This is a genomic window from Streptomyces sp. NPDC032091, assembly GCF_055580265.1.
Window position 1 is genome coordinate 420,101 of the sequence record NZ_JBVILR010000001.1, and the last position, 24,368, is coordinate 444,468.

The 24,368-nt window shown below is 71.8% G+C and carries 21 protein-coding genes and 1 pseudogene; 16 read left to right on the forward strand and 6 right to left on the reverse strand.

Annotation, left to right across the window (positions count from 1 at the left end):
* Window positions 1–318 precede the first annotated feature (318 nt).
* Window positions 319–2,535 (reverse strand): annotated as a pseudogene (locus tag ACZ5NJ_RS01965) ((Fe-S)-binding protein); the annotation flags it as partial.
* Window positions 2,536–2,645: 110 nt separating this feature from the next.
* Window positions 2,646–3,215, reverse strand: coding sequence for a sugar transferase (locus ACZ5NJ_RS01970; protein ID WP_468761647.1), 570 nt, complete (start codon window positions 3,213–3,215; stop codon window positions 2,646–2,648).
* 254 nt (window positions 3,216–3,469) lie between these two features.
* Between ACZ5NJ_RS01970 and dnaK the strand changes: the two genes are divergently transcribed.
* From dnaK to ACZ5NJ_RS01990, 4 genes are read left to right on the forward strand one after another with little or no spacing between them, the layout of a single operon-like run.
* Window positions 3,470–5,314, forward strand: a complete 1,845-nt coding sequence (dnaK, locus tag ACZ5NJ_RS01975) for a molecular chaperone DnaK (protein ID WP_468761649.1) — start codon at window positions 3,470–3,472, stop codon at window positions 5,312–5,314.
* Window positions 5,314–5,970, forward strand: a complete 657-nt coding sequence (grpE, locus tag ACZ5NJ_RS01980) for a nucleotide exchange factor GrpE (RefSeq protein ID WP_468761651.1) — start codon at window positions 5,314–5,316, stop codon at window positions 5,968–5,970. Before dnaK ends, grpE begins: the two co-directional genes overlap by 1 nt.
* Before the next feature lie 39 nt (window positions 5,971–6,009).
* The gene (dnaJ, locus tag ACZ5NJ_RS01985; protein WP_468761653.1) at window positions 6,010–7,185 is read left to right on the forward strand and encodes a molecular chaperone DnaJ; all 1,176 of its coding nucleotides are present in this window, start codon (window positions 6,010–6,012) and stop codon (window positions 7,183–7,185) included.
* A gap of 1 nt (window position 7,186) precedes the next feature.
* On the forward strand, window positions 7,187–7,651 hold the full coding sequence (locus ACZ5NJ_RS01990) for a heat shock protein transcriptional repressor HspR (RefSeq protein WP_395513781.1): 465 nt from the start codon (window positions 7,187–7,189) through the stop codon (window positions 7,649–7,651).
* Between the two features lie 61 nt (window positions 7,652–7,712).
* Here the strand turns inward: ACZ5NJ_RS01990 and ACZ5NJ_RS01995 are convergent, their stop codons facing one another.
* Window positions 7,713–8,765: a helix-turn-helix transcriptional regulator gene (locus ACZ5NJ_RS01995; RefSeq protein ID WP_468761656.1), complete on the reverse strand. Its 1,053-nt coding sequence runs from the start codon at window positions 8,763–8,765 to the stop codon at window positions 7,713–7,715.
* A gap of 317 nt (window positions 8,766–9,082) precedes the next feature.
* Between ACZ5NJ_RS01995 and ACZ5NJ_RS02000 the strand changes: the two genes are divergently transcribed.
* Window positions 9,083–9,397, forward strand: coding sequence for a Rieske (2Fe-2S) protein (locus ACZ5NJ_RS02000; RefSeq protein WP_042820115.1), 315 nt, complete (start codon window positions 9,083–9,085; stop codon window positions 9,395–9,397).
* A 174-nt stretch (window positions 9,398–9,571) separates the two neighbouring features.
* Here ACZ5NJ_RS02000 and ACZ5NJ_RS02005 read toward each other — a convergent pair whose 3' ends face one another.
* Window positions 9,572–9,994 carry a pyridoxamine 5'-phosphate oxidase family protein gene (locus ACZ5NJ_RS02005; RefSeq protein ID WP_468761658.1) on the reverse strand — a complete coding sequence of 141 codons (423 nt, stop codon included), beginning with the start codon at window positions 9,992–9,994 and terminating at the stop codon, window positions 9,572–9,574.
* A gap of 121 nt (window positions 9,995–10,115) precedes the next feature.
* Here ACZ5NJ_RS02005 and clpB point away from each other — a divergent pair, with 121 nt between their 5' ends.
* The gene (gene clpB / locus ACZ5NJ_RS02010; protein WP_468761660.1) at window positions 10,116–12,707 is read left to right on the forward strand and encodes an ATP-dependent chaperone ClpB; all 2,592 of its coding nucleotides are present in this window, start codon (window positions 10,116–10,118) and stop codon (window positions 12,705–12,707) included.
* A 124-nt stretch (window positions 12,708–12,831) separates the two neighbouring features.
* Window positions 12,832–13,374 carry a type III secretion system chaperone family protein gene (locus ACZ5NJ_RS02015; RefSeq protein WP_395512469.1) on the forward strand — a complete coding sequence of 181 codons (543 nt, stop codon included), beginning with the start codon at window positions 12,832–12,834 and terminating at the stop codon, window positions 13,372–13,374.
* Between the two features lie 19 nt (window positions 13,375–13,393).
* On the opposite strand, the gene ACZ5NJ_RS02020 is transcribed toward ACZ5NJ_RS02015, so the two are convergent.
* Entirely contained in the window at window positions 13,394–14,545 is a 1,152-nt protein-coding gene (locus ACZ5NJ_RS02020) for a hypothetical protein (RefSeq protein ID WP_468761662.1), read from the reverse strand.
* A 14-nt stretch (window positions 14,546–14,559) separates the two neighbouring features.
* On the reverse strand, window positions 14,560–15,744 hold the full coding sequence (locus tag ACZ5NJ_RS02025) for a pyridoxal phosphate-dependent aminotransferase (RefSeq protein WP_468761664.1): 1,185 nt from the start codon (window positions 15,742–15,744) through the stop codon (window positions 14,560–14,562).
* 127 nt (window positions 15,745–15,871) lie between these two features.
* On the opposite strand from ACZ5NJ_RS02025, the gene ACZ5NJ_RS02030 reads away from it, so the two are divergent.
* The 9 genes from ACZ5NJ_RS02030 (at window position 15,872) to ACZ5NJ_RS02070 (ending at window position 24,308) form a co-directional block, all read left to right on the forward strand.
* Window positions 15,872–16,105, forward strand: a complete 234-nt coding sequence (locus ACZ5NJ_RS02030) for a hypothetical protein (protein ID WP_468761666.1) — start codon at window positions 15,872–15,874, stop codon at window positions 16,103–16,105.
* Window positions 16,106–16,441: 336 nt separating this feature from the next.
* Complete coding sequence (locus ACZ5NJ_RS02035; RefSeq protein WP_468761668.1) at window positions 16,442–16,960, forward strand: DUF2617 family protein; 519 nt, start codon at window positions 16,442–16,444, stop codon at window positions 16,958–16,960.
* 115 nt (window positions 16,961–17,075) lie between these two features.
* Window positions 17,076–18,716 (forward strand): polyamine aminopropyltransferase, encoded by a 1,641-nt coding sequence (locus ACZ5NJ_RS02040; RefSeq protein ID WP_468761670.1) that lies wholly within the window; start codon window positions 17,076–17,078, stop codon window positions 18,714–18,716.
* A gap of 57 nt (window positions 18,717–18,773) precedes the next feature.
* Entirely contained in the window at window positions 18,774–19,655 is an 882-nt protein-coding gene (locus ACZ5NJ_RS02045) for an SRPBCC family protein (RefSeq protein WP_468761672.1), read from the forward strand.
* 57 nt (window positions 19,656–19,712) lie between these two features.
* A complete protein-coding gene (locus tag ACZ5NJ_RS02050) occupies window positions 19,713–20,510 on the forward strand; it encodes an aldose epimerase family protein (protein ID WP_468761674.1) in 798 nt (265 codons plus the stop codon).
* 198 nt (window positions 20,511–20,708) lie between these two features.
* Entirely contained in the window at window positions 20,709–21,248 is a 540-nt protein-coding gene (pyrE, locus tag ACZ5NJ_RS02055; RefSeq protein WP_395512476.1) for an orotate phosphoribosyltransferase, read from the forward strand.
* 303 nt (window positions 21,249–21,551) lie between these two features.
* Entirely contained in the window at window positions 21,552–22,574 is a 1,023-nt protein-coding gene (gene fbaA, locus ACZ5NJ_RS02060; protein WP_468761677.1) for a class II fructose-bisphosphate aldolase, read from the forward strand.
* A gap of 200 nt (window positions 22,575–22,774) precedes the next feature.
* Window positions 22,775–23,512: a ScbR family autoregulator-binding transcription factor gene (locus tag ACZ5NJ_RS02065; RefSeq protein WP_468761679.1), complete on the forward strand. Its 738-nt coding sequence runs from the start codon at window positions 22,775–22,777 to the stop codon at window positions 23,510–23,512.
* Window positions 23,513–23,600: 88 nt separating this feature from the next.
* Window positions 23,601–24,308 carry an AfsR/SARP family transcriptional regulator gene (locus tag ACZ5NJ_RS02070; RefSeq protein WP_468761681.1) on the forward strand — a complete coding sequence of 236 codons (708 nt, stop codon included), beginning with the start codon at window positions 23,601–23,603 and terminating at the stop codon, window positions 24,306–24,308.
* Window positions 24,309–24,368: the final 60 nt, after the last annotated feature.

The following is a 24,368-nucleotide window of genomic DNA, read 5'->3' on the forward strand; positions in this document are numbered from 1 at the left end:
CTTCGGCTCCGCGTCAGCCTCCGCGTCAGCCTCGACCTTCGGCTCCGCGTCAGCCTCCGCGTCAGCCTCGGCCTTCGCCGCGGCCTCCGCCTCGGCGTCCGCCTTCGCCTTCGCTTCCGCTTCGGCCTTGGCCTTCGCTTCCGCGTCCGCCTTGGCCTTCGCCTCGGCGGCGGCCTTCGCTTCGGCGTCCGCCTTGGCCTTCGCCTCGGCGGCGGCCTTCGCTTCGGCGTCCGCCTTGGCCTTCGCTTCGGCGGCGGCCTTCGCCTCGGCTTCCGCTTCGGCAGCGGCAGCGGCAGCGGCTTCCGCCAGTTCCTCCTCCGTCGGTTCCGGCGCCTTCACCGATTCCAGGAGGAGCTGGGCCACGTCCACGACCTGGACGGATTCCTTCGCCTGGCCGTCGTTCTTCTTGCCGTTGACCGAGTCCGTCAGCATGACCAGGCAGAACGGGCAGGCCGTCGAGACGATGTCGGGGTTCAGCGAGAGGGCCTCGTCGACGCGCTCGTTGTTGATGCGCTTGCCGATCCGCTCCTCCATCCACATCCGCGCGCCACCGGCGCCGCAGCAGAAGCCCCGCTCCTTGTGGCGGTGCATCTCCTGCTGGCGCAGCCCCGGCACGGCCGACATGATCTCCCGCGGCGGCGTGTAGACCTTGTTGTGCCGGCCCAGGTAGCAGGGGTCGTGGTACGTGATCAGGCCCTCGACCGGGGTGACCGGGGTGAGCCGGCCCTCGTCGATGAGGTGCTGGAGCAGCTGCGTGTGGTGGATGACCTCGTACTCGCCGCCCAGCTGCGGGTACTCGTTCGCGATGGTGTTGAAGCAGTGCGGGCAGGTCGAGACGATCCGCTTCGCCGACTTCGGCTTCTTCGTCGACTCGTCCTCGTCGTCCTCGCCGAACGCCATGTTCAGCATCGCGACGTTCTCCTGGCCCAGCTGCTGGAACAGCGGCTCGTTGCCCAGGCGGCGCGGCGAGTCACCGGTGCACTTCTCCTCGCCGCCCATGATCGCGAACTTGACGCCCGCGATGTTCAGCAGCTCGGCGAAGGCCTTCGTCGTCTTCTTCGCGCGGTCCTCGAGGGCGCCCGCGCAGCCGACCCAGTACAGGTAGTCGAACTCGGAGAGGTCCTCCGCGTCCTTCCCGATGATCGGGACCTCGAAGTCGACCTCCTTCGTCCACTCCACGCGCTGCTTCTTGGCCAGACCCCAGGGGTTGCCCTTCTTCTCCAGGTTCTTGAGCATCGTGCCCGCCTCCGACGGGAACGCGCTCTCGATCATCACCTGGTAGCGGCGCATGTCGACGATGTGGTCGATGTGCTCGATGTCGACCGGGCACTGCTCCACGCACGCACCGCAGGTGGTGCAGGACCACAGCACGTCCGGGTCGATGACGCCGTTCTCCTCGGCGGTGCCGATCAGCGGGCGCTCGGCCTCCGCGAGGGCCGCGGCCGGGACGCCGGCGAGCTGCTCGGCCGAGGCCTTCTCCTCGCCCTCCATCGTCTTGCCGCCGCCCGCGAGCAGGTACGGCGCCTTGGCGTGCGCGTGGTCGCGCAGCGACATGATGAGGAGCTTGGGGGAGAGGGGCTTGCCGGTGTTCCAGGCGGGGCACTGCGACTGGCAGCGGCCGCACTCGGTGCAGGTGGAGAAGTCGAGGATGCCCTTCCAGGAGAACTGCTCGACCTGGGAGACGCCGAAGACGTCGTCCTCGCCCGGGTCCTCGAAGTCGATCTCCTTGCCGCCGCTGGTCATCGGCTGGAGGGCGCCGAGCGCCGTCGCCCCGTCGGCGTTCCGCTTGAACCAGATGTTCGGGAAGCCGAGGAAGCGGTGCCAGGCCACACCCATGTTGGTGTTGAGCGAGACGGTGATCATCCAGATGAAGGAGACGCTGATCTTCACCATCGCGGTGAAGTAGATCGCGTTCTGGATGCCGGCCGCGCCGAGCCCCTTGAAGGCCAGGACCAGCGGGTACGAGGCGAAGTACGCGGGCTCGTACGACTCCACGCCGTGGATCGCGCCCTCCAGGCCGCGCAGGCACAGGATCGCGACGCCGATGGTGAGGATGACCCACTCGACGAAGTACGCCTGCCAGGCCTTCGAGCCGGCGAAGCGCGACTTGCGACCGGCGCGCGAGGGAAGGTTGAGCAGGCGGATCACCATCAGGACGGCGATGCCGACGACCGTCATCACACCGATGAACTCGGTGTACAGCTCGAAGGGCAGCCAGTCGCCGACGATCGGCAGCAGCCAGTCCGCCTGGAAGAGCTGGCCGAAGGCCTGCACCAGGGTCGGCGGCAGCGTCAGGAAGCCGATCGCGACGAACCAGTGCGCGAAGCCGACGATGCCCCAGCGGTTCATCCGGGTGTGGCCGAGGAACTCCCTGACCAGGGTGATCGTCCGTTCCTTCGGACGGTCGGTGCGGCTGCCCGCCGGTACGGGTTGGCCGAGTTTCACGAACCGGTAGATCTGCGCCACGGCTCGGGCGAGCAGCGCGACGCCGACCACAGACAGGACCAGCGACACGATGATCGCGGCGAGTTGCATGGGAGGGCTCCTCGGGCGGGACTTACTAAGCGGTAACTTATTGAGTCAAGGCTTGAGGTTACCCATTTCCCGCGCCGCACTGTAGGTGAGTGAGCGGTGATCTGTGTCGCTCAGGCACGCCTGTGTTCGAAGGCGGCCCGAGGGGTCTTCGCGAGGATCGCGAGGTCCGTCCCCAGCCAATGGCTCTCCACATAGTGCCGGTCCATCAGGGCCATCTCCTCCCAGGGGAGGTCGGAACGTGCGCCGACCTGCCACAATCCGGTCATTCCGGGGCGTACGAGCAGGCGTTCGGGGTGGTCCGTGCGGGGCTCGGGGCGGGGCCCCACCAGCGACATCTCGCCGCGCAGCACGTTGAGCAGCTGCGGCAGCCCGTCCAGGGCGCACCGCCGCACCCACGCCCCGGGCCGGCCGGCGCCGTCGGTGCGCAGCCGCCAGGTGCGGAAGGGGCGGCCGGCCAGGCCGAGCGCGGGCTCCCGTACGAGGACGCCGGCGCGCGTGGCCCCGTACAGCGCGGCGGCCGCGAGGAGCAGCGGGGCCGCGCACAGCAGGGTCAGCGGGACCGCCCCGATCAGGTCGCACACCCGCTTGGCGGGGGGCCTGGCCGGCCATCGCAGGGTGACCCCGGGTCGGCGCACCCGTAGCCAGGCCGGCCGGGCGGGCGGGGTGAGGTGCAGGTGCATGCCGGGCACGCTGCCGGAACCCCGTCCGCCCGGCGGGCGCGCCGCGCGGCTCCGTCCGTCCCCGGAACCCGTTCGGGTGCCGCGCCGCAGTCGGGGGCTCCGCCCCCGAACCCCCGCGCCCCCATCGCCGGCGGGGCTGGTTGAGCGTAAGCAACACCTAAAGGTTGAGCCGACCCGGCTCACCTCTGTTGACGCCGGCGCAGCGTTCCGGCATCCTTGAGTCTGTTCCACTCAAGTCAGCTGGAGGAATCGAAATGGCACGTGCGGTCGGCATCGACCTGGGCACCACTAACTCCGTCGTCAGCGTTCTCGAAGGCGGCGAGCCCACCGTCATCACCAACGCCGAGGGCGCCAGGACCACGCCGTCCGTCGTCGCCTTCGCCAAGAACGGCGAGGTCCTCGTCGGCGAGGTCGCCAAGCGCCAGGCGGTCACGAACGTCGACCGCACCATCCGTTCCGTCAAGCGCCACATGGGCACTGACTGGAAGATCAACCTGGATGGCAAGGACTTCAACCCGCAGCAGATGAGCGCCTTCATCCTGCAGAAGCTGAAGCGCGACGCCGAGGCGTACCTGGGCGAGAAGGTCACGGACGCGGTCATCACCGTCCCGGCCTACTTCAACGACTCCGAGCGCCAGGCGACGAAGGAGGCCGGCGAGATCGCGGGCCTCAACGTCCTGCGCATCGTCAACGAGCCGACGGCCGCCGCCCTGGCCTACGGTCTCGACAAGGACGACCAGACCATTCTCGTCTTCGACCTCGGCGGCGGCACCTTCGACGTGTCCCTCCTGGAGATCGGTGACGGTGTCGTCGAGGTCAAGGCCACCAACGGTGACAACCACCTCGGTGGCGACGACTGGGACCAGCGCGTCGTCGACTACCTGGTGAAGCAGTTCGCCAACGGCCACGGCGTCGACCTGTCCAAGGACAAGATGGCGCTCCAGCGCCTGCGCGAGGCCGCCGAGAAGGCGAAGATCGAGCTGTCGTCGTCCACCGAGACGACCATCAACCTGCCGTACATCACGGCCTCCGCCGAGGGCCCGCTGCACCTGGACGAGAAGCTCACGCGCTCGCAGTTCCAGCAGCTCACCGCGGACCTGCTCGACCGCTGCAAGACCCCGTTCCACAACGTCATCAAGGACGCCGGCATCAGCCTGTCCGAGATCGACCACGTGGTCCTGGTCGGCGGCTCCACCCGCATGCCGGCCGTCGCCGAGCTCGTCAAGGAGCTCACCGGCGGTCAGGACGCCAACAAGGGCGTCAACCCGGACGAGGTCGTCGCCATCGGCGCCACCCTCCAGGCCGGTGTCCTCAAGGGTGAGGTCAAGGACGTCCTGCTCCTCGACGTGACCCCGCTGTCCCTCGGCATCGAGACCAAGGGCGGCATCATGACCAAGCTCATCGAGCGCAACACGACCATCCCGACCAAGCGGTCGGAGATCTTCACGACGGCCGAGGACAACCAGCCGTCCGTGCAGATCCAGGTCTACCAGGGCGAGCGCGAGATCGCGGCGTACAACAAGAAGCTCGGCATGTTCGAGCTGACGGGCCTGCCGCCGGCCCCGCGCGGCGTCCCGCAGATCGAGGTCTCCTTCGACATCGACGCCAACGGCATCATGCACGTCACGGCCAAGGACCTCGGCACGGGCAAGGAGCAGAAGATGACCGTCACCGGCGGCTCCTCGCTCGGCAAGGACGAGGTCGACCGCATGCGCCAGGAGGCGGAGCAGTACGCGGAGGAGGACCACCGCCGCCGCGAGGCCGCCGAGTCCCGCAACCAGGGCGAGCAGCTCGTCTACCAGACGGAGAAGTTCCTCGCGGACAACGCGGAGAAGGTCCCGGCCGAGGTCAAGACCGAGGTCGAGACGGCCGTCACCGAGCTGAAGGACAAGCTCAAGGGCGAGGACACGGCCGAGATCCGCACCGCGACGGAGAAGCTGGCCGCGGTCAGCCAGAAGCTGGGCCAGGCCATCTACGCCGACGCCCAGGCCGCCCAGGCCGCCGGCGGTGCCGGTGACGCGGGCCAGGCCAAGGCCGAGGACGACGTCGTCGACGCCGAGATCGTCGACGAGGACAAGCCGAAGGGCGGCCAGGTCTGATGTCGGAGGAGACCCCGGGCTTCGACGAGAAGCCCGAAGTCCCCACCGGCGCCGACGACGCCGAGCCGAAGGCCGCCGACTCCTCCAAGGAGAAGGAGGCGGCCCCGGCCGGGGACGCAGCTCAGGACGTAGCGCTCCTGGCGCAGCTGGACCAGGCCCGTACCGCGCTGAACGAGCGCACCGCGGACCTCCAGCGGCTCCAGGCCGAGTACCAGAACTACCGCCGCCGCGTGGAGCGGGACCGGGTCGCCGTCAAGGAGATCGCGGTCGCGAACCTGCTGTCGGAGCTCCTGCCGACCCTGGACGACATCGGCCGGGCCCGGGAGCACGGCGAGGTGGTCGGCGGCTTCAAGTCGGTGGCCGAGTCCCTGGAGACGGCCGCCGCCAAGATGGGGCTGCAGCAGTTCGGCAAGGAGGGCGAGCCCTTCGACCCGACGATCCACGAGGCCCTGATGCACTCGTACGCGCCGGACGTCACCGAGACGACCTGCGTGGCGATCCTGCAGCCGGGGTACCGGATCGGCGAGCGGACGATCCGCCCCGCGCGGGTCGCGGTGGCCGAGCCCCAGCCGGGCGCGGCGCCCGCCGCGAAGTCCGAGTCCGCCGACGGCGACACGCCGTCCGACAAGGACACGGATGCCCCCGACGAGGGCTGACGGACACCATGTAGGCAGACGGGAGGAGGGTCACCGGGGATGAGCACGAAGGACTTCGTCGAGAAGGACTACTACAAGGTCCTCGGTGTCCCGAAGGACGCCACCGAGGCCGAGATCAAGAAGGCGTACCGGAAGCTCGCCCGCGAGTTCCACCCGGACGCCAACAAGGGCGACGCCTCGGCCGAGGAGCGCTTCAAGGAGATCTCCGAGGCGAACGACGTCCTCGGCGACGCCAAGAAGCGCAAGGAGTACGACGAGGCCCGCGCCCTGTTCGGCAACGGGGGCTTCCGCCCCGGTCCGGGCGGGGGCGGCTCGTTCAACTTCGACCTGGGCGACCTCTTCGGGGGCGCCCAGGGCGGCGGCCAGGGCGGCTTCGGCGGCGGACTGGGCGACGTCTTCGGCGGCCTGTTCAACCGCGGCGCCGGCGCCGGGCCGGGAGCCCGCACCCAGCCGCGCCGCGGCCAGGACATCGAGTCCGAGGTCACGCTCTCCTTCACGGAGGCCGTGGACGGGGCGACGGTCCCGCTGCGGATGTCCTCGCAGGCCCCCTGCAAGGCCTGCTCGGGCACCGGCGACAAGAACGGCACGCCCCGCGTGTGCCCGACCTGCGTCGGCACCGGACAGGTCTCCCGCGGCAGCGGCGGCGGCTTCTCGCTGACCGACCCCTGCGCGGACTGCAAGGGCCGCGGCCTGATCGCGGAGAACCCCTGCGAGGTCTGCAAGGGCAGCGGGCGCGCCAAGTCCTCCCGGACCATGCAGGTCCGGATCCCGGCGGGCGTCTCCGACGGCCAGCGGATCCGGCTGCGCGGCAAGGGCGCCCCGGGCGAGCGCGGCGGCCCGGCGGGCGACCTCTACGTCGTCGTGCACGTCGGTACGCACCCGGTGTTCGGCCGCAAGGACGACAACCTCACGGTGACCGTGCCCGTCACGATCGCCGAGGCGGCGCTCGGCGCCGACATCAAGGTCCCGACCCTGGGCGGCCCGGCGGTGACGCTGAAGCTTCCCCCGGGCACCCCCACCGGCCGTACGATGCGGGCCCGCGGCAAGGGTGCGGTCCGCAAGGACGGCACCCGCGGCGACCTGCTCGTCACGGTGGAGGTCGCGGTACCGGCGGAGCTGTCCGACAAGGCCCGCGAGGCCCTGGAGATGTACCGGGACGCGACCGGGTCCGAGGACCCGCGCGCCCTGCTGTTCGAGTCCGCGAAGGGAGCTTGACGTGGAAGGCCGCCGACGACAGTCCCGCTTCGGTGACGGGGCGTACCAGTTGACCGACGAGACCCCGGTCTACGTGATCTCGGTGGCCGCCCAGCTCTCCGGACTGCATCCGCAGACCCTCCGCCAGTACGACCGCCTCGGCCTGGTCTCCCCGGACCGCACGGCCGGGCGCGGCCGGCGCTACTCGGCCCGGGACATCGAGCTGCTGCGCACGGTGCAGCAGCTGTCCCAGGACGAGGGCATCAACCTGGCCGGCATCAAGCGGATCATCGAGCTGGAGAACCAGGTGGCCGCGCTCCAGCAGCGCGTGGCCGAGCTGGCCAGCGCGGTGGACGGCGCGGCCGCCGCCCTCCAGGCCCGCGAGGCCGCGGTGCACGCCTCGTACCGCCGCGACCTGGTCCCGTACCAGCAGCCGCAGCCGGGCAGCGCCCTGGTCGTCTGGCGCCCCAAGCGCCCGATGGACTGACGGCGGCTCCTGGCCGCCTCGTGTGCCCCGCCCGGGACCTTCCGGGCGGGGCACACGCGCGTCACGGCCCGGAGAGGTCCCTACAGGCCCCCGGGGGCCCTTCCGAGCCCCCGGTGTGCAGGATGCCGGACTGGGCGATGAGGTAGCCCAGCTGGGCCCTGCTGCCGCTGCCGAGGGCGGTGGCCAGCTTCGCGATGTGGGCGCGGCAGGTACGGACGTTCATCCCCAGGCGGCGGGCGATGGCCTCGTCGACGTGTCCCTCGACGAGGAGCTGCGCTATGGAGCGCTGCACGCCCGAGATCCCGTCCGGGGTCTGCGTGTAGGTGACCTCGTCCTGCAGCGGGACGGCGCGCCGCCACAGCTGCTCGAACACCTTGATGAGGTAGTCGACCAGGCCGGGGTGGCGCAGCTCCAGGGCCACGCGGCGGTCGTCGCTGACGGGGATGAAGGCGACCGTCCGATCGAACACTATGAGCCGTTCGATCAACTCCTCCAATGTCCGGATTTCCACCTTTCCGGCGGACATCCGGTCCACGTACGCCAGTGTCCCCTGGCTGTGCCGGGCCGTGTGCTGGTACAGGGTCCTGATGCTGATGCCCCGGTCGATGAGCGGGGCGTCCCGCTCCAGGGCCTGCGCCAGGGCCTCGGAGGGCCGTGCGCCGCCCGGCTGGACCGTCAGGACCTCGGTGTGGCATTCGGCCGTCGCGAGGTCCAGGGCGGCGTTGATCCGTTCGAAGCCCTCCAGGACCGTGATGGCGTGGGTGTTCGCCGGGTTCTGCGCGCTGATGGTCAGGAACGGCTCGAATACGTCGGTGAGATCTACAGCGGCGCGTCTGCGGTCCTGGATCTCGCGTTCAATCGGGTGCAGCCGCTGTGCGAGTGCGACGGACGGCGGAACCGGCCGCAGCTGGTTGGCGTCATCGGGGTCGGGCTGCAAAAGGGCGAATTCAAGCAAGCAGGGTGCCTGCTGCACCTCACTCCGTGCGATCCGACCGGTGCTGAGCGCCGTCGCGTAGAGGCGCGTGCCCTCCGGGCAGAGCGCCGTGATGGGGTGGGGATGTGTCGGGTTTGTCGTACTTTTGGGCAAATCTCCACCCCCCAGGGTCCTGAACATGCAAGAACATGATGCATCGTCCCTGTGGCGTTGACGTGCCTGAATGAGCCATCGTCTGTCAGGCGGGGGAGAGGATTCCATCAAGTGAGGACGAAGCCGACCATGTATAAGAGAATGCTTCGCTCGGCGCTTGCCGTTGGTTTCTCCGCTGTTGCGGTCTTTGGGGCGGTCAGTGCCGTCGGGAGTGACGCGGGGAGCGCTCTGGCCATCGACACCGGCTGGACCAGCAGCCCGGCAGGTAAGGACGACACCGGCTGGACGGTCCAGCCGACCAGTGTCGACACCGGCTGGACCGCTCTCCCTGCGAAGGCTGCCTGATGACCCCCGACGACCGCGACTTCCGTCGCGAGATGGCTTCGGCGTACCGATCCGGATGGCAGTTCATCGACCTCGCGACGGCGATCCCCTACGCCGGCGACTCGCTGATGGTCACCCTGTTCGGCCAGCCGATCGTCATCGTGCGCGAGGAGGACGAGGACGTCCGTGCCTACCGCTGCCTGCGCCGCCCCCGGGGCGCACCGCAGCCCGTCCGCTGCGAAGTGCGGTACGGCATGGTCTTCGTCAACCTGGACCAGCGTGATCACCAGCTCTTCGAACCCGATATCACCACCGCCACCCCCCGCAGTGCCTGAGGCGATTCCCCCGTCGTTGCAGATCGCTCCAGGTGCTTCCCCCACACAACGGCGCCATCGTGGACCTGACCACGATGGCGCCGTTGTGATGTCCCCGTCCAGTGCGCGAACAGGACATCCGGGTGAGGATCCGCTGAGAATCGCTCGAGGACCGCTCGAATCCGGCCGTTGTCCTCAGGCGCGCCCCATCGCGCGGTCCAGCGTGATCTCCAGGACCACCCGGTCCGGGTTCGGCGAGGGCGTCCGCCCGTACCGCTGCGCGTAGCGCTCCACCGCCTCGGCGACCGAGGCCTCGTCGGTCCGCACCACGGCCCGGCCCTCCAGGGTGGCCCAGCGCCGCCCCTCCATCTGGCACACCGCCACCCGCGCGCCGCCGTCCGCCGCCGCCGCGAGCACGTTGCGCACCTTCCTGCTGTGCCGGTTGCTGATCACCCGGGCGAGCCCGGCCTCCGGGTCGTACGTCACGCCCACCGGGACCACGTGCGGGGTGCCGTCGGGGCGGGGGGTGGTCAGGGTGCAGATGTGCCGCTCCCGCCAGAAGGCGAGGTATGCGGGAGTCGGGTTGAGTACGTCGTGGACGGGCTTCGCATCAGGCATGGTCCGAAGCATATGTCCGGCCCGGATCCTGCCTTGAGTGGAATAGACTCAACTTTGCGGACGCTGAACCAGTCAGAGTTGTGGACGCAAGAGTCGCCCCGCCGGAGAGGAGAACCCGAGAGTGGACGCCGAGCTGACCAACAAGAGCCGTGACGCGCTGAACGCGGCCACGAGCAGGGCCGTCAAGGACGGCCACGCCGACCTGACCCCCGCGCACCTGCTGCTGGCCCTGCTCGCCGGCGAGGACAACGAGAACATCACCGACCTGCTCGCCGCGACCGAGGCCGACCAGGCCGCCGTCCGCTCCGGCGCGGAGCGGCTGCTCGCCGCCCTGCCCAGCGTCACCGGCTCCACGGTCGCGCCCCCGCAGCCCAGCCGCGACCTGCTCGCCGTGCTCGCCGACGCCGACGCGCAGGCGAAGGCGCTCGGCGACGACTACCTCTCCACCGAACACCTCCTCATCGCCGTCGCCGCCAAGGGCGGCGCGGCCGGTGAGGTCCTTTCCGCCCAGGGCGCGACCGCGAAGAAGCTGCTGGCCGCCTTCGAGAACGCACGAGGAGGACGGCGGGTGACCACCCCCGACCCCGAGGGCCAGTACAAGGCCCTGGAGAAGTTCGGCACCGACTTCACGGCAGCCGCCCGCGAGGGCAAGCTCGACCCCGTCATCGGCCGCGACCACGAGATCCGGCGCGTCGTCCAGGTCCTGTCGCGCCGCACCAAGAACAACCCGGTGCTCATCGGCGAGCCCGGCGTCGGCAAGACCGCCGTCGTCGAGGGCCTCGCCCAGCGCATCGTCAAGGGCGACGTCCCCGAGTCCCTGAAGAACAAGCGGCTCGTCTCCCTCGACCTCGGCGCCATGGTCGCCGGTGCCAAGTACCGGGGCGAGTTCGAGGAGCGCCTCAAGACCGTCCTCGCCGAGATCAAGTCGAGCGACGGCCAGATCATCACCTTCATCGACGAGCTGCACACCGTCGTCGGCGCCGGCGCCGGCGGGGACTCCGCCATGGACGCCGGCAACATGCTCAAGCCCATGCTGGCCCGCGGCGAGCTGCGCATGGTCGGCGCCACCACCCTCGACGAGTACCGCGAGCGCATCGAGAAGGACCCGGCGCTGGAGCGCCGCTTCCAGCAGGTGCTGGTCGCCGAGCCCACCGTCGAGGACACCATCGCGATCCTGCGCGGCCTCAAGGGCCGCTACGAGGCCCACCACAAGGTCGTCATCAACGACAGCGCCCTCGTCGCCGCCGCCACCCTCTCCGACCGCTACATCACCTCCCGCTTCCTCCCCGACAAGGCCATCGACCTCGTCGACGAGGCCGCCTCCCGGCTGCGCATGGAGATCGACTCCTCTCCGCTGGAGATCGACGAGCTCCAGCGCTCCGTCGACCGGCTGCGCATGGAGGAGCTGGCGCTGAAGAACGAGTCCGACCCGGCCTCGATCGAGCGCCTGGAGAAGCTGCGCAAGGACCTCGCCGACAAGGAGGAGGAGCTGCGCGGCCTCACCGCCCGCTGGGAGAAGGAGAAGCAGTCCCTCAACCGTGTCGGCGAGCTCAAGGAGCGCCTGGACGACCTGCGCGGCCAGGCCGAGCGCGCCCAGCGCGACGGGGACTTCGACTCCGCCTCCAAGCTGCTCTACGGGGAGATCCCCGCGCTGGAGCGCGAGCTCGCCGAGGCCACCGAGGAGGAGGCCCAGGCCGGGCCCGCCAAGGACGCCATGGTCAAGGACGAGGTCGGCCCGGACGACATCGCCGACGTGGTCGGCGCCTGGACCGGCATCCCGGCCGGCCGCCTCCTGGAGGGCGAGACCCAGAAGCTCCTGCGCATGGAGGAGGAGCTGGGCCGCCGCCTGATCGGCCAGACCGAGGCCGTACGGGCCGTCGCCGATGCCGTGCGCCGCACCCGCGCCGGCATCGCCGACCCGGACCGGCCGACCGGCTCGTTCCTCTTCCTGGGGCCCACGGGCGTCGGCAAGACCGAGCTGGCCAAGGCCCTCGCGGACTTCCTCTTCGACGACGAGCGGGCCATGGTCCGCATCGACATGTCCGAGTACTCCGAGAAGCACAGCGTGGCCCGCCTCGTCGGCGCCCCGCCCGGCTACGTCGGCTACGAGGAGGGCGGCCAGCTCACCGAGGCCGTCCGGCGCCGCCCGTACAGCGTGGTGCTGCTGGACGAGGTCGAGAAGGCCCACCCCGAGGTCTTCGACATCCTGCTCCAGGTCCTCGACGACGGCCGCCTCACCGACGGCCAGGGCCGCACCGTCGACTTCCGCAACACCATCCTGATCCTGACCAGCAACCTGGGCAGCCAGTTCCTGGTGGACCCGGCCACCTCGCCCGAGGACAAGAAGGACCGGGTCCTGGAGGTGGTCCGGGCGAGCTTCAAGCCGGAGTTCCTCAACCGCCTCGACGACCTCGTCGTCTTCTCGGCCCTCACCCGCGACGAACTGGCGCACATCGCCGAGCTGCAGATCTCCCGCCTGGCGAAGCGCCTCGCCGACCGCCGGCTGGCCCTGGACGTCACGCCCGAGGCCCTGGCCTGGCTGGCCGACAAGGGCAACGACCCCGCGTACGGCGCCCGCCCGCTGCGCCGCCTGATCCAGACGGCCGTCGGAGACCGCCTGGCCAAGGAGATCCTCTCCGGCGAGGTCCGCGACGGCGACACCGTCCGGGTCGACGTCGCCGGCGAGGACCTGCTGGTGGGGCGGGCCCTGTAGGCCCCGTGTCCGTGCGGACCCCCGCGCGCCCGTGTCCGCCCGGAGCGGATCGGGCGTGCGGGGGTGGACAGGGGGTGGGCGCGATGGTGGAGGATGGCTGTATCCGCACGAAGGGAAGTACACGGTGAGCATCGACCCGGCCTCGATTCCGAACTTCGGGGGTCAGCCCGAACCGCAGGCGACAGGACCGGCGGGCCCCGTCGTCCCCGACCAGGATCTGGTCAAGCAGCTCCTGGAGCAGATGGAGCTCAAGTACGTCGTCGACGACGAGGGCGACCTCGCGGCGCCGTGGGAGGACTTCCGCACCTACTTCATGTTCCGCGGTGAGGGCGAGCAGCAGGTCTTCTCCGTCCGGACCTTCTACGACCGCCCCCACGCGATCGACGACAAGCCGCAGCTGCTGGAGTCGATCGACGACTGGAACCGCCGCACCCTGTGGCCCAAGGTCTACAGCCACACGCACGACGACGGCTCCGTCCGGCTGATCGGCGAGGCGCAGATGCTGATCGGCACCGGCGTCAGCCTGGAGCACTTCGTGTCCTCCACGGTCAGCTGGGTCCGCGCGTCGATCGAGTTCGACAAGTGGCTCATCGAGCAGCTCGGCCTGGAGAAGGAGGTCGACTCCGCGGAGGGCGACGCCGACTCCGACGGCGGGGACGACGCCTAGCCGTCCCCGCCCCGGCCCGCTAGAGGGGCACCTTCGCCATGAGCAGGAGGTACGCCCCGTAGCCGTACGAGAGCCCGGCCAGGCCGGCGGTCACCGCGACCGCCGTGCGCGGCCGGGCTCTCGCCGTCGCGGCGGCCAGCGGCAGCAGCAGCGGGAACGCCGGCAGCAGGAAGCGGGGCTTGGACTCGAAGAACCCCGCCCCGCCGACGGTGATCACCAGCAGGGTGCCGGTGTAGACGAGCAGCGGCAGCGGCGCCCGGTCCAGCAGCAGGAGCACCGCGAGCAGGCCCGCCACGGCCAGCCCGGCCACCGCCACGGCCACCGGCAGGGTGACGTTCCCGCCGGTCAGCACCCGGTCCACGACGCCGACCGTGCCCGCGCCGAAGTCGAAGCGCGAGCCCCACTGCCGCTGGACGGTGAAGTAGCCGAGCGCCTCGTGCCGACGCGCCCCGACAGCCCCCACGTACGCCGCCCAGCCCGCGGGCGCCAGCAGCCCGGCCGCCCACACCGCGGGCGCCCGGTTGCCCCGCAGCAGCTCCCGCAGGGCCGGCAGGGTCACGGCGGCGGCCACGGCGATCCCGGTCGGCCGGGTCAGCCCGGCCAGCACCGCGAGGGAGGCCGCCCACATCCAGCGCTCGCGCAGCAGCGCGTACAGGGCCCAGGCGGCCAGCGCGCACAGCAGCGGCTCGGTGTAGCCGAGGGTCAGCACCACCGCGTGCGGCAGCGAGGCCCACAGCGCGACGAGCAGCACCCCGGCCCGCGCCCCGAGCAGCCGCTCCCCGACCCGGTACACCCCGACGGCGGCCGCGCCGGCGGCGGTCCAGGCCACGGCGAGCCCGGCGACGGGCCCCCCGCCGAGGAGGTGCGTCAGCAGCGGGTACAGCGGGAAGAAGGCGGCGTCGCTCTGGATGGAGTCGGAGGCGGGCCACATCTGGGTGCGGCCGTAGCCGTTGGCGGCGATGGACAGGTACCAGAAGGAGTCCCAGGAGCCGCCGAGCACCTTCACGGGGTCCCGCCCGGCCCACCAGGCCCCGACGGCGACGACCAGCGCACCGGCCCCGCGCAGGACGGCGAACACCGCGAGCGCCCGCCCGGCCGACCCGCCCGGCGCGGCGGTCTCCGGCCTTGGCGCGGCCGGCGCGGGGGCGCCCGGGGTCCGTCTCGTCGACACGTCCACGCCGGCGCCTAGAGCGCCCGCAGCCGGTCCACCGCTTCGCGCAGGACCTCCGTCTTCTTGCAGAAGGCCCAGCGGACCTGGGTGGCGCCGGCCTCCCGGTCGTCGTAGAAGACCTGGTTCGGGATGGCGACGACCCCGCAGCGCTCGGGCAGGGCGCGGCAGAAGGCCAGGCCGTCCTTCTCGCCCAGGGGCGAGATGTCGGTGGTGATGAAGTAGGTGCCCTGCGGGCGGAAGACCCGCAGTCCGGCGGCGGTGAGGCCCTCGGTGAGCAGGTCGCGCTTGGCGGCGAGGTCGGCGCGGAGGGTCGCGTAGTAGGTGTCGGGGAGGGCGAGGGCCTCGGCGACGGCGTACTGGAAGGGGCCCGACGAGACGTAGGTGAGGAACTGCTTCGCCGAGCGGACGGCCGAGACCAGTGCGGGCGGGGCGGTGATCCAGCCGACCTTCCAGCCGGTGAAGGAGAACGTCTTGCCGGCGGAGGAGATGGTGACGGTGCGCTCGCGCATCCCGGGCAGGGAGGCCAGCGGGGTGTGGCCGCCCTCGAAGACGAGGTGTTCGTAGACCTCGTCGGTGACGACGAGCAGGTCGCGTTCGACGGCAAGTTCGGCGACGGCGGCGAGCTCCTCGGGGGTGAGGACGGTGCCGGTGGGGTTGTGCGGGGTGTTGAGCAGCAGCAGGCGGGTGCGCGGGGTGACCGCGTCGCGCAGGGCGTCGAGGTCGGGGCGGAAGTCCGGGGCGCGCAGGGTGAGGGGGACGCGGACGGCGCCGGCCATCGCGATGCAGGCGGCGTAGGAGTCGTAGAAGGGTTCCAGGGCGATGACCTCGTCGCCCGGTTCCAGGAGGGCGAGGAGGGCGGCGGCGATGGCCTCGGTGGCGCCCGCGGTGACCAGCACCTCCGTGTCGGGGTCGTAGCCGAGGCCGTAGAAGCGCTGCTGGTGCGCGGCGACGGCCGTGCGCAGCTCGGGGACGCCCGGACCGGGCGGGTACTGGTTGCCGCGTCCGTCGCGGATCGCCCGGACGGCCGCCTCGGCGATCTCGGCGGGGCCGTCGGTGTCGGGGAAGCCCTGACCCAGGTTGATCGACCCGGTGCGGGAGGCCAGGGCCGACATCTCCGCGAAGATCGTGGTGCCGAAGGCCGCCAGGCGGCGGTTGAGGAAGGGGCGGTCACTGTTCACGGGTGCGCTCATGGGCGCCATCCTGCGGGGAACCTCTGGAGTTGCTCAAGTGTGCTTTGGCGGGTCCGGCCGACGGGCATCCCCCCTCCACGCGGGACACGGGGGTCCCGTTCCCCGGGGGACCGGGGTGTCGGAAGGGGGCGGTGACATGGTCGTCGTCGTACTGGTCGTCGGGGCGATCGCCGCGGTGGTCGTCTGGGTCGCGAAGAAGATCTCCGGCGGGGGCGGGTTCGGCGGCGGGGGGAGCTCCGGCGGCAGCTGGTGGGCGGGCGGCGGGGGCTCTTCCTCCTCCTGCGGGTCCTCTTCCTCGTGCGGTTCCTCGTCTTCCTGCGGCTCGTCCTGCGGTTCCTCCTGCGGTGGCGGCGGGTGCGGGGGCAGCTGACACTGGGACGGGACGCGGCGCGCGCGGCCGCGTGGACAGGGCGCCCGGCGGGGACAACTTCCTTCGGGCGTCTTCTTGTTCGGGTGCGTACGAAGGCGTACGGACGGCCTGTCGTTGAACACGTGAACCGGGTAGCCCCCGAGGGGATGTAAACCCCGTCAAGTTGGGTAAAAGCGCTGTGAGTGCCGTGCCTTTCATGATTCCCTCGGTTGAGTAGACCAGTCCTCGGAGGACCTCCCTGGACTCCCTGTGGACCAGTGCCGGTGTCCCCCCACCCGTTCGTTTGCCGCTGGCGGGCCCCGGCCCCTCTCCCTCGCGCGTTTGCGGAGCCGACTCATGCTCACGACCCTCCAGACCACCTACACCGACACGCGTGCCGCCGATCTCGCCTGGGCCCTGGGACGGGAGCGGCTGCCCGCCCTGGCCGTACTGAACCTCCAGCTGGAGGACGCGAAGGTGGAGTTGCGCCTGCTCGGGGCCTCCCACCAGGTGCTCCTGGAGGAGGGCGAGGTGCTCTGTTCGGAGACGGTCGCCTGCATGCCCGGCAGCCGCACGCCGCTGCCGCTGGGCGTGGCGAAGCGGGTGGGGGACTGGGAGTACGAGTTCGCCGCGCGCGTCGAGACCCTCTCGCGGGGGTCGTTCGCGGGCCGGGCCCAGGAGTTGCTGGCGCTGGTCGCGGACCACCCGAACGGGCTAGCGGGCACTTTCCCGGGCGACCCGCACGCCTTCACCGCGATGCTCGCGCAGCGGTACGAGGGGCAGGTGCGCTGGCGGACCTGGCACGCGTACCCGCAGGAGGGCCAGCTGGTGGCCACCCGCACCCGGGTGGGGGTCCGGATGGGGGCCCCGGTCTAGTTCCGCCGGGCGCGGCCCGGGTGGGTGCACGTTACGCCAACTGGCGGGATCGGCACCGCACTTGCACCCATGTGGGTGACAGGGTGTCCGTGGGTGGTGACGTACGGTTCGCTGCATGATCGACCGTTCCGCCCCCCGCGGGGTGCTCCCGGCGGCGGAGCCGCGGGGCGTGCAGACCGTCCCGGCCGCCCTGCCCGTACAGCCCCGGACCGGCCGACTCCTCGTCCTGGCCACGGTGTTCGTCTGCGCCGCCTGCGGGCTCGTGTACGAACTGGAGCTGCTCGCCCTCGGCTCCTACCTCATCGGCGACTCCGTCACCCAGGCGTCCGTCGTGCTGTCCGTCATGGTCTTCGCCATGGGCGTCGGTTCGCTCCTGGCCAAACGGCTGCGCGCCCGGCCCGCCTTCGGCTTCGCCGCCATCGAGGCCGCGCTGGCCCTGCTCGGCGGCTTCTCCGCCATGGCCCTCTACGCGAGCTTCGCCTGGCTGGGCGAGTCGCGGCCCGCGCTCGTCGCGTTCTCCTTCGCCATCGGTGTACTCATCGGCGCCGAGATCCCGCTGCTGATGGTCCTCATCCAGCGCATCCGCAGACAGGACGCCGGCGGGGCCGTCGCCGACCTGTTCGCCGCCGACTACGTGGGCGCCCTCGTCGGCGGGCTCGCCTTCCCCTTCCTGCTGCTGCCCGTCCTCGGCCAGCTCACCGGCGCGATGCTCACCGGCACCGTCAACGCCGTCGTCGGCGGCGGGCTCGTGCTGTGGCTGTTCCACCGCGACCTCAGCCGGCGCTGCCGCTGGCTGCTCCTCGTCGTCAACGCCGCCGTGCTCGCCGTGCTCGCCTGCGCGACCCTGCTCGCCGACGACTTCGAGCGCGTCGCCCGCACCGCCGTCTACGGCGCCGAGGTGCGGGTCGCGGTGCAGACCGGCGTCCAGGAACTGGTCCTGACCGGCCCCTCCACCGGCTCCCCGCGCTCCCTCGACCTGTACCTCGACGGGCGGCTGCGGGTCAGCGGCTACGACGAGTACCGCTACCACGAGGCCCTGGTCCACCCCGCGATGACCGGCCCGCACGCCCGCGTCCTGGTCCTCGGCGGCGGCGACGGGCTCGCCGCCCGCGAGGTGCTGCGCTACCCCGACGTCGCCTCCGTCACCGTCGTCGAGCTCGACCCCGGGGTGGTCGAGCTCGCCCGCACCGACCCGATGCTCTCCGCCCTCAACGGCCGCGCGTACGAGGACCCCCGCCTGGGCGTGGTCTCCCAGGACGCCTTCCGCTGGCTGCGCGGGCCCGCCGCCCGCGACCGGTTCGACGTGATCCTCTCCGACCTGCCCGACCCCGGCATCACCCCGAGCACCAAGCTGTACTCGCAGGAGTTCTACGGGCTGGCCGCGCGGGCTCTGAACCCGGGCGGGCGCATCGCGGTCCACGCGGGACCGCTCGGCACCAGGCCCCGTACGTACTGGACCGTCGAGTCCACCCTGCGCGCCGCGGGCCTGCTCACCACCCCCTACAGCGCGGGCGGCCGCCTCTCCGGCTTCGCCGCCGGGCCCGACCGCACCCTGGGGGCCGCCGACGCCCCGCCGCAGGACTGGGGCTTCGTCCTCGCCTCCCGCGACCGGGTCCCCGAGCTGCGGGTCGATCGCGACACGCCCGCCCTGCGCGCGGTGTCCACCCGGGGCCTGCAGGACGCCGCCCGGGACGCGGCCCGCGTCCGGCTGTCCGGCCTGCCGCCCTCCACGCTCCCGCACCCGCGCTACTCCTGACGCACGGGGGCGTCGCCTCCGTGTGCAGGGACGGCGCGCGTCGGTAGGCTCGACCGCATGGAGCATCAGGTGTTCGTTCCGGTACCGGCAGACGAGCTGCGCGCCGTGCTGCGCGACCCCGTCCGGGTGGCCCGCTGCGTGCCCGGTCTCCAGCAGGACGCCGACACCGGCACGGCCGCCGGGACCGCCGCCGGCGCGGTGGCCGGGCGGCTCAGGCTGCGGGTCGGCTCCAGCAGCGTCACCTACCGGGGGACCCTGGCGCTGACCGAGCGGGACCCGGAGCACTTCGCCGCGGAGTGCGAGGGCGCCGAGGTGCGCGGGCACGGCAGCGTGAAGCTCTCGGCCCTGGTGCGGCTGATCCCCCACGACGGCGGGACCCGGCTGGAGTTCACCGGGGAGGCCACCGCCGAGGGGCGGACCGCCGGCTTCGACCACGAGGCCCTGGCCGCCGCGGTGCGGCGCCTGCTCGACCGGCTCTGCGCCAACCTGGCCGAAGCGGCCGGCCCGGTGCAGCCGGGGGACACCGGGCGGCAGCCGGACACCGGGGAGCCGTCGCAGGCCGGGGAGCAGGCGGACACCGAGGTGCCCCCGCCGTCCCTCGACCCCTTCCTGGACCACGACTTCCCCGAGCTGCCCGACTTCACCGGGCTCCCGGAACTCGGCGGTCTGCCGGAGAGCGGCGGGCTCGGGGACGCCGCCGACCCGGCCGACCCCACCGCGCCCCCCAACCCCCCGGCCGAGGCCGCTCACGCCCGCCGCACGATGATCGGCCGCAGCGCCGAGGAGGTCGACCACGCGCCTCCGCGCGGCCGTTACGCCCCCGTGCCGGCCCCCTCGGCCGGCGGCGGCAACACCGCCATGCGCTGGATCGCCCCGGCCGCGGCCCTGGCCCTGGCCTCGGCGGTGGTCGTCGGACGGGCCCTGCGCCGCCGCCGCTGACCGCGGCCCGGCCGGTGGTGAGCGGCTGCCGGGCCCGGTCGCCGTAGGGTCGGCCGTATGAGTACGCAACTGAGCGCCGGCGGCGCCGACATCACCATCGACCAGGAGAACGGCTGCCGCATCGGCAGCCTGCGCGTCGACGGCACGGAGCTGCTGCGTCAGGGCCCGCACTACGGGTCCTTCCCGATGGTCCCCTGGTGCGGCCGCACCGCGGAGGGGCGGTTCCGCGACGGGGCCGCCGTCCACCAGCTGCCCGTCAACCACCCCCCGCACGCCATCCACGGCCTCGGCCGCGACCTGCCCTGGCGGAGCGCCGGGGTGACCGGCACCGCGGCTTCCTTCTACTTCGACCTGGCCGACCCCTGGCCGTACGCCGGGCGGGTGACGCAGACCTTCGAGCTGAGCGGCGACGCCCTGAAGATCACCCTGGGCGTGGAGACGTACCAGGACTCCTTCCCGGCCCAGGCCGGCTGGCACCCGTGGTTCAACCGCACCCTGTCGGCCGGCGGCGCCGAGGCGCAGATCGCCTTCGACCCCGCCTGGCAGGAGGAGCGCGGCGAGGACCACCTCCCCACCGGCCGCCGGACCACCCCCGGGCCCGGCCCGTGGGACGACTGCTTCGGCATGCCCTACGGGGTAGACGTCACCCTGACCTGGCCCGGGGAGCTGGAGCTGAAGGTCACGAGCCCGGCCGAATGGGTGGTCGTGTACGACGAGCAGCCCGAGGCCGTCTGCGTGGAGCCGCAGTCCGGCCCGCCGAACGGCCTGAACACCCTTCCGCGCCTGGTCACCCCGGTCGACCCGCTGGAGGTCTCCACGACCTGGACCTGGCGCCGCCTGCGCTCGCCGCACTAGGGGGTGTCCGCAAAGTCCCGCCTGCCCCGCGACGCCCGGCACGCACTCTCGCCGCACCGGGCGCAAGACCGAGTACGTCCAGTACGAGGTCTCGCGCCCGGCGCACCGAGAGCACGCACCGGACGCCGCGGGGCCCGCCCTGCGGGCGGACGACGCTACTTTGCGGACACCCCCTAGGGCCCAACTAAGCTCGACGTCATGACTGACGTACGCGATGCGCTTCTGCAGCAGATCAAGGACAAGGCCGTCGTGCACGGCAAGGTGACCCTCTCCTCCGGCAAGGAGGCCGACTACTACATCGACCTCCGCCGCATCACCCTCGACGGCGAGGCCGCCCCGCTGGTCGGCCAGGTCATGCTCGACCTGACCGCCGACCTCGACTTCGACTGCGTCGGCGGCCTGACCCTGGGCGCCGACCCGGTCGCGACCTCCATGCTGCACGCCTCCGCGGCGCGCGGGGAGCGTCTGGACGCCTTCGTCGTCCGCAAGGCGCAGAAGGCGCACGGCATGCAGCGCCGGATCGAGGGCACCGACGTCAAGGGCAAGCGCTGCCTGGTCGTCGAGGACACCTCCACCACGGGCGGCTCCCCGCTGACGGCCGTCGAGGCCGTCCGCGAGGCCGGCGGTGAGGTCGTCGCCGTCGCCACCATCGTGGACCGCGGTGCGGCCGAGGCCATCGCCGGCGCCGGTCTGCCGTACCTCACCGGCTACCAGCTCGGGGACCTGGGTCTGGCCTGACCCGCCCTCCGGCGGCCCGATCGTCTCGGATCGTGGTCGCGAAGGGGTGGTGACGCCCTCCCGGGAGGGCGCGGCGCACCAGGTGACGAAGGTCCCCGGAAGCCCCCGCTCCACTCCTGACCTGCGCCTTTTCGGAAGGGCCGGGTGTTTCACGTGAAACACCCGGCCCTTCTCGTCGTACGACCCCCGTCATGCGGGGTGGAGTGTTCCGCCGAGTCTGGAAAGATAGGCGCGACGTCTGACGTCGCCCCCAGGTCAGGGCCCGCAATAAGCACACTCCCCGCACATCCAAGGAGCGGACAGATGCCCATCGCAACCCCCGAGGTCTACAACGAGATGCTCGACCGGGCGAAGGCAGGCAAGTTCGCCTACCCGGCCATCAACGTGACCTCGACCCAGACCCTGCACGCTGCGCTGCGCGGCTTCGCGGAGGCCGAGAGCGACGGCATCATCCAGATCTCCACCGGCGGTGCCGAGTTCCTGGGCGGCCAGTACAACAAGGACATGGTCACCGGCGCGGTCGCCCTGGCCGAGTTCGCGCACGTCGTCGCCGCCAAGTACGACATCACGGTCGCGCTGCACACCGACCACTGCCCCAAGGACAAGCTGGACGGCTACGTCCGCCCGCTGCTCGACATCTCCGCCGAGCGCGTGGCCAAGGGCCTGAACCCGCTCTTCCAGTCGCACATGTGGGACGGCTCCGCCGAGACCCTGGCCGACAACCTGGCCATCGGCCAGGAGCTGCTGGCCAAGGCCGCCGCCGCGAAGATCATCCTTGAGGTCGAGATCACCCCGACCGGCGGCGAGGAGGACGGCGTCAGCCACGAGATCAACGACGAGCTGTACACCACCGTCGACGACGCCATCCGCACCGCCGAGGCCCTCGGTCTGGGCGAGAAGGGCCGCTACCTGCTGGCCGCCTCCTTCGGCAACGTGCACGGCGTCTACAAGCCGGGCAACGTCGTCCTGCGCCCCGAGCTGCTCAAGGACCTCCAGCAGGGCGTCGGCGAGAAGTACGGCAAGAGCAACCCGTTCGACTTCGTCTTCCACGGCGGCTCCGGCTCCACCGAGCAGGAGATCGCCACCGCGCTGGAGAACGGCGTCGTGAAGATGAACCTCGACACCGACACCCAGTACGCCTTCACCCGCCCGGTCGCGGACCACATGTTCCGCAACTACGACGGCGTCCTGAAGGTCGACGGCGAGGTCGGCAAGAAGTCCACCTACGACCCGCGCACCTGGGGCAAGCTGGCCGAGGCGAGCATGGCCAAGCGCGTCCTCCAGGCCTGCGGCGACCTGCGCTCCACCGGCACCAAGCTGAAGTAGTCCCCCGGCGCTCCCCAGCGCCCCGGGCCCCGGAGAGGGGTCCGCCCGTCCGGAAGCGGAAGGGTGGACCCCTTTTTCGTGCGCGGGAGGTGACATACGCCGGTGGACGTCCGCCGGGCGATGGTGTGGAATCTACCCCTGAGCGAAAAACGTACCCGTGGGAATGTAAAGCCGGCGGGCCAGGAGAGGCGACGCCACATATGAGGACCGAGCGACCCCAGGTGAAGCAGGACCGGGCGGTGCGCACCCGCCGCGCCATCCTGGACGCGGCCGCCGTGGTGTTCGAGCAGTGCGGCTACGACGCGGCCAAGCTCTCGGACATCGTCAACATCGCGAAGGTCACCAAGGGCGCCCTCTACTTCCACTTCGAGTCGAAGGAAGGCCTGGCGCAGTCCGTCATAGACGCCCAGAACCAGGGGCAGCCGCAGGCCCTGCCGCAGCAGTACAAGGCGCAGGAGTTCATCGACATCGGCATGGTGTTCTCGCACCAGATGCGCCACGAGGTGCTGATCCGGGCGAGCGCCCGGCTGACCCTGGACCAGACCGGCACCCACCTCGACCGGGTGACCCCGTACGAGACCTGGATCGACCTGTGCGTGGGCGTGCTGTCCGAGGCCAGGGAGCGCGGGGAACTGCTGCCGGGCGTGGACCCGCTCGTCCCCGCCCGGCTGATCGTCGGCGCGTACGCGGGGCTGAACACCATGTCCCACACCCTCGGGCTCGACCTGGACGCCCAGGTCGCCGAGCTCTACACGCACGTGATGCCGAACGTGGTGGTCCCCGCCGTGGCCATCCGGCTGGACAGCGCCCCCGGGCGCGGGGCGCGGGCCCTGTACGGGCCGCAGGGGGTCCACCCGTGCCGGGTCGGCTGCGCGGACGGGGTGCTTCCGGCCGACGGCGGGTGCGAGGAGGACGAGCCCGGCGGTCCGGCCGTCTGACACGTCACGTCCGCCGCGCGTTCCTCCCCCTTCCCAAAAAGATCCTTCCGGGTATTATTTTTTTCCTCGCCTGCCCAGGGAGAACACGGTGGACATTGAGGTACTCGGCGCACCACGGGTCATCGAGAACGGTGTGCCCATCACCCCCTCCACACCGGAGTCCCGGCATGTCCTGGCGGCCCTCGCGGCCTGTCCCGACCGCCTCGTCCCGGTCTGCGTGCTCGCCGACGAACTCGCCCGCCACACCCCGCCCGAACACGCCCGCGCCGCCCTGCACACCGCCGTACGCCGGCTGCGCGAGCGGTTCGCCGAGGCGCTCGGCGCCGGCTCGGTCCGTACCCCCGAGACCGTTCTCTCCACCCGGCCCGGCGGATACCTCCTCGACACCGGCGGCGGCCGCTGCGACGTCCGCGAGTTCGAACGCGAGGCCGGAGCCGGCTACCGGGCCATGGGCCGCGGGGACTTCGCGCAGGCCTCCGCGCGACTGCGCCGCGCCCTCGACCTGTGGACCGGCCCCGCCCTGGACGGCATCGACGCCGGCACCTGGCTCCGCGGCCGCACCGCCTCCCTCGACGCCGACCGGCTCTCCGTCCTCGGCCAGTGGGTCGAGGCCGAACTCGCCCTCGGCCGCCACCGCGAACTGCTCCTGGAACTCGCGGGCCTGCGCGGCGCCGGCGGCCAGCGCCCCGACGGCGCCTACCTGGCGGCCCTGCGCCGGGCCGAAACCCGCGTCACCGCCCTGCGCGCCGCCCTCCCGGCCCCCGGACTGAGCCTGGCGGGCGCCGTACGCCGCTGAACGTCCCACCCTTGACCCCTGCTTGACCCTTCGCCGCCCGGAACCTAGGTTCGGGACGGG

Bases quoted from the DNA above. Each gene is read 5' to 3' on its own strand.
- grpE (WP_468761651.1), top strand. From the start codon at position 5,314: ATGTCGGAGGAGACCCCGGGCTTCGACGAGAAGCCCGAAGTCCCCACC.
- ACZ5NJ_RS01970 (WP_468761647.1), bottom strand. From the start codon at position 3,215: ATGCACCTGCACCTCACCCCGCCCGCCCGGCCGGCCTGGCTACGGGTG.
- ACZ5NJ_RS01995 (WP_468761656.1), bottom strand. From the start codon at position 8,765: ATGTTCAGGACCCTGGGGGGTGGAGATTTGCCCAAAAGTACGACAAAC.
- ACZ5NJ_RS02050 (WP_468761674.1), top strand. From the start codon at position 19,713: ATGAGTACGCAACTGAGCGCCGGCGGCGCCGACATCACCATCGACCAG.
- ACZ5NJ_RS02065 (WP_468761679.1), top strand. From the start codon at position 22,775: ATGAGGACCGAGCGACCCCAGGTGAAGCAGGACCGGGCGGTGCGCACC.
- dnaK (WP_468761649.1), top strand. From the start codon at position 3,470: ATGGCACGTGCGGTCGGCATCGACCTGGGCACCACTAACTCCGTCGTC.
- ACZ5NJ_RS02005 (WP_468761658.1), bottom strand. From the start codon at position 9,994: ATGCCTGATGCGAAGCCCGTCCACGACGTACTCAACCCGACTCCCGCA.
- pyrE (WP_395512476.1), top strand. From the start codon at position 20,709: ATGACTGACGTACGCGATGCGCTTCTGCAGCAGATCAAGGACAAGGCC.
- ACZ5NJ_RS02030 (WP_468761666.1), top strand. From the start codon at position 15,872: ATGGTCGTCGTCGTACTGGTCGTCGGGGCGATCGCCGCGGTGGTCGTC.
- dnaJ (WP_468761653.1), top strand. From the start codon at position 6,010: ATGAGCACGAAGGACTTCGTCGAGAAGGACTACTACAAGGTCCTCGGT.
- ACZ5NJ_RS02025 (WP_468761664.1), bottom strand. From the start codon at position 15,744: ATGGCGCCCATGAGCGCACCCGTGAACAGTGACCGCCCCTTCCTCAAC.
- ACZ5NJ_RS02040 (WP_468761670.1), top strand. From the start codon at position 17,076: ATGATCGACCGTTCCGCCCCCCGCGGGGTGCTCCCGGCGGCGGAGCCG.
- ACZ5NJ_RS02045 (WP_468761672.1), top strand. From the start codon at position 18,774: ATGGAGCATCAGGTGTTCGTTCCGGTACCGGCAGACGAGCTGCGCGCC.
- ACZ5NJ_RS02035 (WP_468761668.1), top strand. From the start codon at position 16,442: ATGCTCACGACCCTCCAGACCACCTACACCGACACGCGTGCCGCCGAT.
- fbaA (WP_468761677.1), top strand. From the start codon at position 21,552: ATGCCCATCGCAACCCCCGAGGTCTACAACGAGATGCTCGACCGGGCG.
- ACZ5NJ_RS02000 (WP_042820115.1), top strand. From the start codon at position 9,083: ATGACCCCCGACGACCGCGACTTCCGTCGCGAGATGGCTTCGGCGTAC.